Raw genomic sequence first — 6,497 nt, 5'->3', positions numbered from 1 at the left:
CTCGCCAAGCAACTGATTGCCAAATTCGATCTCTCCAAGGACCGTGAGCCGCAGAAATTCGGCATCGGCATCAAGGAACTCTGGCAGGTCAAGCCGGAGCACCACAAGCAGGGTCTGGTGCAGCACTCCTTCGGTTGGCCGCTCGGCATGAAGACCGGCGGCGGCTCCTTCCTCTATCATCTGGAAGACAACCTCGTTGCCGTCGGCTTCGTCGTCCACCTGAACTACAAGAACCCTTACCTTTATCCATTCGAGGAATTCCAGCGCTTCAAGACACACCCGGCGATCCGCGGAACCTTCGAAGGCGGTAAGCGGCTGTCCTATGGAGCGCGCGCGATCACCGAAGGCGGCTGGCAGTCGGTGCCGAAGCTGTCCTTCCCCGGCGGCGCGCTGATCGGCTGTGCGGCGGGCTTCGTCAACGTGCCGCGCATCAAGGGCAGCCACAATGCGGTGCTGTCGGGCATGATGGCGGCAGAGCGGATCGCCGCGGCAATCGCCGCCGGCCGCGCCAATGACGAAGTGGTCGAGATCGAGAACGACTGGCGCGCAAGCGACATCGGCAAGGACCTGAAGAAGGTGCGCAACGTCAAGCCGCTGTGGTCGAAGTTCGGCACGGCGATCGGTGTGGCACTTGGCGGTCTCGACATGTGGACGAACCAGCTCTTCGGCCTCTCCATCTTCGGCACGCTGAAGCATGGCAAGACGGATGCGGCGTCGCTGGAGCCTGCTTCCAAGCATAAGCCGATCGCCTATCCGAAGCCCGATGGCGTTCTCACTTTCGACCGTCTCTCCTCGGTGTTCCTGTCAAACACAAACCACGAGGAAGACCAGCCGGTGCACCTGCAGGTCAAGGACATGGAGCTGCAGATATCGTCCGAGCATGACGTCTATGCCGGCCCCTCGACCCGCTACTGTCCGGCGGGCGTCTACGAATGGGTGGAGAAGGATGGCAAGGAGACCTTTGTCATCAACGCCCAGAACTGTGTCCACTGTAAGACCTGCGACATCAAGGACCCCAACCAGAACATCAACTGGGTTCCGCCGCAGGGCGGTGAGGGGCCCGTCTATCCGAATATGTAGGGTGCAGGCATGAGCGACGCCTGCATCATACGGCAGGCGCGTCTCGATGAATTGCCGCGCCTGACCGAGATCGAAATCGACGCCTTCGCGACACTGGCGGAGGCGCTCGGCGTCGTCAGGGAACCGCACGCGCTTCCGCAAGATATTCTGCGGGAATCGCTCGACGCGGGCCTGCTGCTTGTTGCCGCCGATGACGATGATTGGCCGGTTGGCTTTCTCGCGGCGGAGGAGATCGCAGGCACGCTCTATGTGATCGAACTGGACGTTTGCCGGGATTGGCAGCGCAGGGGCGTCGGGCGGCGTTTGATGTCGGCTGCGATCGAGATGGCCCGCGCATGTCGGCTTAGGGCGCTGACGCTGACAACGGAGCGCGACGTTCCATTTAATGCGCCCTTCTATGAGTCCCTCGGCTTTGTGTTGCCGAGGGCGGAGGCCGTACCGCAGTTCCTGCAGAAAAAGCTGGATCAGGAAATTGAGGTTGGGATGGACCCGGAACGGCGGGTCGCGATGGTCCTTGCCCTTTGAAGAGTCAATCGAGGCGCCGCGAAAAAGGAAATAGGCCGGCGGAATGAGCGCCGACCCAATGATATGTGTTGAGCTATCGCCGCGAGGCGATACCGGTCGAGAGTGCCACACCGAGCCCGGTGATCACGGCAGCGGCAATCTCTGCGATGCCGATCTCCTCTCCAAGCAGCATTCCGCCGCCGATCGTCGCCAGCACCGGCGTGATCGCCGTGAAGGCTGCTGCCTGCGTGCCGCCCAGAGCATGAACGGCAAGACCATAGGCGACCGTCGCAACAAGGCCGGAAAGAACGCCTTGGCTCAAGACCTGCAGGCCTATTTCGGCAAACGGTGCGCTGGTAATCGACGTGCCGAAGACGACAGCAAGGCCGACATGGATCAGGAAAGACCAGATGGCGATGAGCGCGCTGGCCTGTACGGCCGTCAGGCCGGAGCGGCGGAATGCGTGCGTGTAGCTTGCCCAGAGGATTGCTCCCATCGGCAGCAGGACGAAGCTGCTCCAGGGGAGAGCCGCCCCCGCGAGGCTGCGAATAAGCAGGATGGCCACACCCGCGACAATCGCGGCCAGGCCGAGCACACGCATGGAGTCCGGTCGTTCCCGAAAGATGGCGACTCCAATGAGGGCAGTTGCGAGTGGCATAGAGCCGCCAAGGAGGATGCCAGCCGCAGATGCCGGGGTCGAATGGATTGCGGACGTGGTCAACTGGAAGAAGATGGCGCCCGCACCGGCGAACATCGTGGCCAGCAGGCCGAGCGGCACACCTCTCGGCAGCAGTCCGGTTTTCAGCCAGACGGGCGCCAGAATGAGTGCCGGAACGCCGTAGCGGATCAGCCCGATATCGATCGTTCCCAGCTGTGTCGCGGCGCTGTGACGGGTTGCCAGGATCCACGTCGCCCAGATCAGGACCGTGACGACGGCACCGGCATAGCCCATGGGTATCGCGGTGGATTTTTCGTTGTTCGTGAAGGCAAGGGCACTCATCTGATCTCTCCTCTTATGGCCGTCCGCAGACTGTCCGGTTGAGAAGAGAATAGGTCGGAACGCTGAGGCATGTCCTTGCTATCTGTGCCGTCAAAATAATACAATAAGCAATTATCTGCCAAAATCTGCGGAAGGTTTTATCAATCATGCCAAGTCTTGATAAATTCGATCTGGCGATACTGCAGTGCTTGCAGGAGGATGCGCGGGCGACCAACGTGGAGATTGCCGAGAAGGTCAATCTGTCGCCATCGCCGTGCTTGCGTCGAATCCGCAATCTCGAGAAGACCGGCGTCATCCGTGGCTACCGCGCTGACATCGACCGCAAGGAGGTCGGTCTCGGTTTGACTGTTTTTGTCGAACTGAAGGTCGCGCATCACAGCCGCGAGAACGCACAGGCCCAAGAGGCGGCCTTGCTCGCCATTCCGGAAGTCGTGTCGTGTTTTCTGATATCGGGAACAGCTGACTTCTTGGCGGAGGTGGTGGTTGAGGATCTCGCTGCCTACGAGCGGCTGCTGACGGACACGCTGCTGACGTTGCCGAATGTCAGCGACATCCGCTCGAACTTCGCCATTCGCAGCATGAAGACCCATGGGGCATTGAAGTTGCCAGAGCCGAAATGAAAACGGGACCCATTGGGCCCCGTTAGCATGTTCAGAGCAGGGTGCCGCTGAGGATCAGCACCGCGACCGAGAAGTAGATCACCAGTCCACTCACGTCGACAAGAGTTGCGACAAACGGAGCGGAAGCACTGGCCGGATCGAGCCGCAGCTTCTGCAAGATGAAAGGTAGCATTGAGCCGGAGATCGAACCAAAGGTCACGATGCCGATCAGCGCGGTAAAGATCGTGAAACCGACCAGGACCCAGTGCTCACCATAGTCAAAGAGGCCAACATTCTGCCAGAGCGCGATGCGGGCGAAGCCGACGAGGCCGAGGATCGAGCCCAGCACGATGCCCGTCGGCAGTTCGCGCAGCAGCACGCGCCACCAATCGGAGAGCTTGAGTTCGCCGAGCGCCAGCGCCCGGATGATCAGCGACGTTGCCTGCGAACCGCTATTGCCGCCCGAGCTCATGATCAGCGGCACGAACAATGTCAGTACGATCGCCTTTTCCAGTTCGCCTTCGAAATGCTGCATGGCGCTTGCCGTCAGCATTTCGCCGAGGAAGAGGGCGCAGAGCCAGCCTGCGCGCTTGCGGATCATGCCGGCAAAGCCGATCTTCATATACGGCTTGCCGAGCGCTTCCATACCGCCGAACTTGTGGGCGTCCTCGGTCTGGTCGGCGATCATCGTGTCGATCACGTCGTCGACCGTGACGATACCGAGCATGTCTCCGTCTTCGCTGACGACAGGCAGGGCCAGCAGATTGTGCTTGCGGATCAGCCGGGCGACATCTTCCTGCGTCATCAGCGGATCGGCACGAACAACCCCTTCCTTCTGCGCAACGGTCAAAACAGGTTCGCCGGGATCGCCGGTGATTAGACGGCGCAGTGTAACGACGCTCGTCAGAACGTGGCTCACCGCATCCAGGACGTAGATGGCGTAGACCGTTTCGCGCGAACGCTCGACCTTGCGCACATGCTCCAGCGTCTGCTCGACGGTCCAGGTGTCGGGCACGCTGACGAACTCCGTCGTCATGATGCTACCGGCCGTGCGGGGCGGGTAGCCCATCAGATGTTGGACGGCGAGGCATGTCGTACGGTCAAGCCGCGAGAAAAGATGCGCGCGGGCCTCCTCGTTCATGTCCTGAAAGAGGTCCGCAACGCGGTCGTTCGCGGTGGCGTTCAGCAGGCGAGCGCCTTGCTCGACCGGCATTTCAGCGATGATCGCGGCGGCATTGTGCAGCTCAGGGCGGCCGAGAATACGGACAGCCTTCTGCTGCGGCAGCGTAACCAGGATTGCTGCAGCTTCGGGGATTTCAAGTGCGTTCAGCCGTTCGACGCGCTCGGCCGTGGTGATGGCGCCGAGGTGGTCGTTGCTGAACAAACGAGCGGCATGGCCCGCCCGCAGTGGGAAGCGATTGATGTTCATAGGCTCGCCTTTCCGTCGATCCGCCGTAGCGTCCGACGGGCGAGCCCGACAGGAGTCGGTCAGCGCACGAGGGCCGCGTACGGCAAAGGCAATCGACTGCTACTGTCGCTTGGCATCGTGATGATGGCTCCGTTGATATCCGCGGAAAACGGATGCAATCCGCGTAATGCTGTAGGTGGTCTTAATTGGCAGAAGAGTCAAGCGCTTGAGGCGCTTGGTGCCAGAATGCCGCACCTGCCGGCGCGGCACTTCGTTCGAGCAGCTTTTGTTTGAACTACGGGAGGCGTTAGAAGCCCTCCAGGACCAGCTTTCCTTTCGTCCGACCGCTTTCGATCATAGCGTGCACTTTCTTCAGATTGGCAGCGTTGATCGGGCCAAGCGTCTCGCTAAGCGTCGTGCGGATCTTGCCGGCATCGACAAGTTCGGCAACCTTGTTGAGCAGCTTGTGCTGTTCGATCATATCTGGCGTGCCGAACAGCGGCCGCGTGAACATCAGCTCCCAATGGATGGACGCGGCCTTCCGCTTGAACGGCACGATGTCGAGCGTCTTCGGATCGTCGATCAGCGCGAAGCGGCCCTGCGGCGCGATGACCTCGACGATCTCCTTGATGTGCTGGTCGGTATTGGTCGTCGAGAAGACAAAGCCGGGGGCGCCGAGGCCAAGTGCCGCCACCTGTGCTGCAATAGGCTGCGAATGGTCGACGACATGATGGGCGCCGAGCTGTTTGATCCATTCGATGGTTTCGGGCCGGGATGCCGTTGCGATGACCGTCAGGTCAGTCAGCGCACGTGCGATCTGGATCGCGATCGATCCGACGCCTCCAGCGCCGCCGATGATGAGGATTGCCGGTGCCGCCCCCAGAACCGGATCTTGTACTCTCAGCCGGTCGAAAAGCGCCTCGTAAGCCGTGATCGACGTCAGAGGCAGGGCCGCAGCAGAGGCGAAGTCGAGCGTCTTCGGTTTGCGTCCAACAATCCGCGCGTCGACCAGGTGGAATTCGGCATTCGAGCCGGGGCGGTTGATGACGCCGGAGTAGAAGACTTCATCACCGGCTTTGAACAGCGTGACCTCCGGGCCGACGGACTTGACGACGCCCGCGGCATCCCATCCGAGCACCTTGAGTTCGTCCGCCGCCGGCGCAACGCTTGCGCGTACCTTCACGTCGACCGGATTGACGGACACCGCCTTGACCTCGACCAACAAGTCGTGGCCTTTCGCTACCGGAATCGGCAGGTCGACGTCGATCAACGACGTTTCGGCGGAGATGGGCTGGGGGACCTTGTAGGCGACGGCGCGCATGGGAAACTCCTGTGTTCGTTGCACAGAGGCTAGATGCGTCCTATGCTCGATAAGCGCAAGAATGCACAAATTCTGTACGTAGTACCAAAAAGGATACCGTCAAATGTCGCTTCCCCGCGCCAAGCTGACCCGCAACTTTTCCAGGTTGCCCCGTCGAAGTGACATTGAGTTTTCTGGACGGCAAATGGAAGGGCGTGATTCTGTTTCATCTGATGGGCGGGACGTTGCGGTTCAACGAACTGCGTCGCAAGCTGCCCTCGGTAACCCAGCGGATGATGACGAAGCAGCTGCGCGAGCTTGAGGAATCCGGCCTTGTCTCGCGCACGGTTTTTCCCGTCGTGCCCCCACGTGTTGACTATGCGCTGACGCCGCTCGGCGAAACGCTGAAACCGGTCATCAAGGCGCTTGCCGCCTGGGGTGAAGAAAATGTCTTCTGCCTGCCGGAAGGCCGCTACCTTCGCGACGTTTCGGCTGTGTCAGGCGCCCCGGCCGCGGCGGTCGAGGCTTAGAGACGCGGCGAACACAAAGACACCGATAAACGACAGGATCGCGCCGACGTAGCCAGTGGCGGCGAAGGCGTAACCC

Annotated in this window: 6 protein-coding genes and 1 pseudogene; 4 read left to right on the top strand and 3 right to left on the bottom strand. The window is 61.0% G+C overall.

Annotated elements, in window-relative coordinates:
- Window positions 1-1,080, top strand: a 1,080-nt coding sequence (locus PMI09_RS25680; protein ID WP_007801301.1) for an electron transfer flavoprotein-ubiquinone oxidoreductase, incomplete at its 5' end; no start/stop codon positions are given.
- Between the two features lie 9 nt (window positions 1,081-1,089).
- On the top strand, window positions 1,090-1,605 hold the full coding sequence (locus PMI09_RS25675; RefSeq protein ID WP_007801300.1) for a GNAT family N-acetyltransferase: 516 nt from the start codon (window positions 1,090-1,092) through the stop codon (window positions 1,603-1,605).
- A 73-nt stretch (window positions 1,606-1,678) separates the two neighbouring features.
- Here the strand turns inward: PMI09_RS25675 and PMI09_RS25670 are convergent, their stop codons facing one another.
- Window positions 1,679-2,584, bottom strand: coding sequence for a DMT family transporter (locus PMI09_RS25670; protein WP_007801299.1), 906 nt, complete (start codon window positions 2,582-2,584; stop codon window positions 1,679-1,681).
- A 146-nt stretch (window positions 2,585-2,730) separates the two neighbouring features.
- Here PMI09_RS25670 and PMI09_RS25665 point away from each other — a divergent pair, with 146 nt between their 5' ends.
- A complete protein-coding gene (locus PMI09_RS25665) occupies window positions 2,731-3,204 on the top strand; it encodes an Lrp/AsnC family transcriptional regulator (protein ID WP_007801298.1) in 474 nt (157 codons plus the stop codon).
- Window positions 3,205-3,235: 31 nt separating this feature from the next.
- Here the strand turns inward: PMI09_RS25665 and mgtE are convergent, their stop codons facing one another.
- Both mgtE and PMI09_RS25655 read right to left on the bottom strand, forming a co-directional pair.
- Entirely contained in the window at window positions 3,236-4,612 is a 1,377-nt protein-coding gene (gene mgtE, locus PMI09_RS25660; RefSeq protein WP_007801296.1) for a magnesium transporter, read from the bottom strand.
- 286 nt (window positions 4,613-4,898) lie between these two features.
- A complete protein-coding gene (locus PMI09_RS25655) occupies window positions 4,899-5,912 on the bottom strand; it encodes a zinc-binding alcohol dehydrogenase family protein (protein WP_007801295.1) in 1,014 nt (337 codons plus the stop codon).
- Window positions 5,913-6,015: 103 nt separating this feature from the next.
- Between PMI09_RS25655 and PMI09_RS25650 the strand changes: the two are divergent.
- Window positions 6,016-6,421: pseudogene (locus tag PMI09_RS25650) on the top strand (winged helix-turn-helix transcriptional regulator).
- Window positions 6,422-6,497 lie beyond the last annotated feature (76 nt).

It is taken from the genome of Rhizobium sp. CF122 (assembly GCF_000282035.1).
In the GTDB taxonomy this organism is placed as follows: domain Bacteria; phylum Pseudomonadota; class Alphaproteobacteria; order Rhizobiales; family Rhizobiaceae; genus Rhizobium.
This window is presented reverse-complemented; position numbering and strand designations above follow the sequence as displayed.

What these genes read in the sequence shown, in the direction of transcription:
- PMI09_RS25675 (WP_007801300.1), top strand. Translation starts at nt 1,090, where the DNA reads ATGAGCGACGCCTGCATCATACGGCAGGCGCGTCTCGATGAATTGCCG.
- PMI09_RS25670 (WP_007801299.1), bottom strand. Translation starts at nt 2,584, where the DNA reads ATGAGTGCCCTTGCCTTCACGAACAACGAAAAATCCACCGCGATACCC.
- PMI09_RS25665 (WP_007801298.1), top strand. Translation starts at nt 2,731, where the DNA reads ATGCCAAGTCTTGATAAATTCGATCTGGCGATACTGCAGTGCTTGCAG.
- mgtE (WP_007801296.1), bottom strand. Translation starts at nt 4,612, where the DNA reads ATGAACATCAATCGCTTCCCACTGCGGGCGGGCCATGCCGCTCGTTTG.
- PMI09_RS25655 (WP_007801295.1), bottom strand. Translation starts at nt 5,912, where the DNA reads ATGCGCGCCGTCGCCTACAAGGTCCCCCAGCCCATCTCCGCCGAAACG.